General features: G+C 34.5%; 1 protein-coding gene. It reads right to left on the bottom strand.

From position 1 onward, the window contains the following. A partial coding sequence (locus V5G28_RS24975; RefSeq protein WP_336231330.1) for an ISAs1 family transposase occupies positions 1 to 904 on the bottom strand: 904 nt, incomplete at its 3' end. Positions 905 to 1181 lie beyond the last annotated feature (277 nt).

Raw genomic sequence — 1181 nt, 5'->3', positions numbered from 1 at the left:
GTATAGATTGGGCTAACAATTCGGCATCGTTAGGTAGACTACTAATAAAATAACGAGTTTCTAATTTAGTTTTTCCCTTGTATGTCCGCATGAAATCTATCATGCCTATAGAATATAAATTATCCCATTTACCTTCTGGATCTATGAGTTCTTTAACATTACTTAACACTACGCAATGTCTTGTTTCATTACGACCATGACCCTGTTCTGAAACACGAATAGTACTATAAGAAAATCCTTCATATTTGTTTGTAATTGCTTGCTTAAATAGCTCTTCTACCCTTTGATACAAAGAGTTTTGATTCTTTTTTAAAGTAATAACGTAGTCTCCACCTTTTTCAACAATCTTTTTAACAATATGTTTCTGGCAACCCATTGCATCTATAGTTACAATACAACCTTTGAGACATAAAAGGTTTAATAATTCAGGAATGGCTGTAATTTCATTCGATTTCTCATCAACTTTAACTTGCCCTAATACTAATCTTTGAGATGTGCTCCAAGCACTAACCATGTGAATAGCAGCTTTCTCATTCTTAGCATCATAAGAATGACGTAAAGTTTTCCCATCGATAGCGACTAAGTCTCCATCAGTTAACTGCTCAACACATTTTACCCAACTAAGGAAACATTCTTGGAATTGTTTCGGTTCTATACGTGAAAAGACACGAGCAAATGTATCGTGAGATGGAATTCCATTTTCCAACTCTAAAAATTCTTTAAACCACTCATATTTTGCATCACCGAAGAGTTCAATATCTTCCCAGGTGTCTGCGCCACAAATCACAGCACAAATAGCAATGGTGATAATGTCTGTTAATTGGTGTAGTTTTGAGCGTTCGATTCTTGGATCATCTATGTCACTAAAATGTTCGCTAATGGTAATTTTTGGTTTGAGCTTCATTGAAAGTAGTCTCAAATCACTGATTTTTACCGAAAATTTTACCGAAAAACATTAAATTTACTCATCAAATCTTGATGATATTGATAATGATAATGGTATAGAAGGAGTGGAAAGGCGAGCTAAGCTCGCCTTTCCACTCCTCTCCCTTTTTTGATTATCATTTTTATTAATCAAAATCTAGACTGTCTTAACCCATCGCAAATACTCTCTGTCTTCAATCCACATATTAATTTAATAGTCAATCATATATGTGCCACTTTAAGGTGCGTTTGCCCTG

It is taken from the genome of Scytonema sp. PRP1, from assembly GCF_036697665.2.
Taxonomy (GTDB): domain Bacteria; phylum Cyanobacteriota; class Cyanobacteriia; order Cyanobacteriales; family Nostocaceae; genus Kalymmatonema; species Kalymmatonema gypsitolerans.
This window is presented reverse-complemented; position numbering and strand designations above follow the sequence as displayed.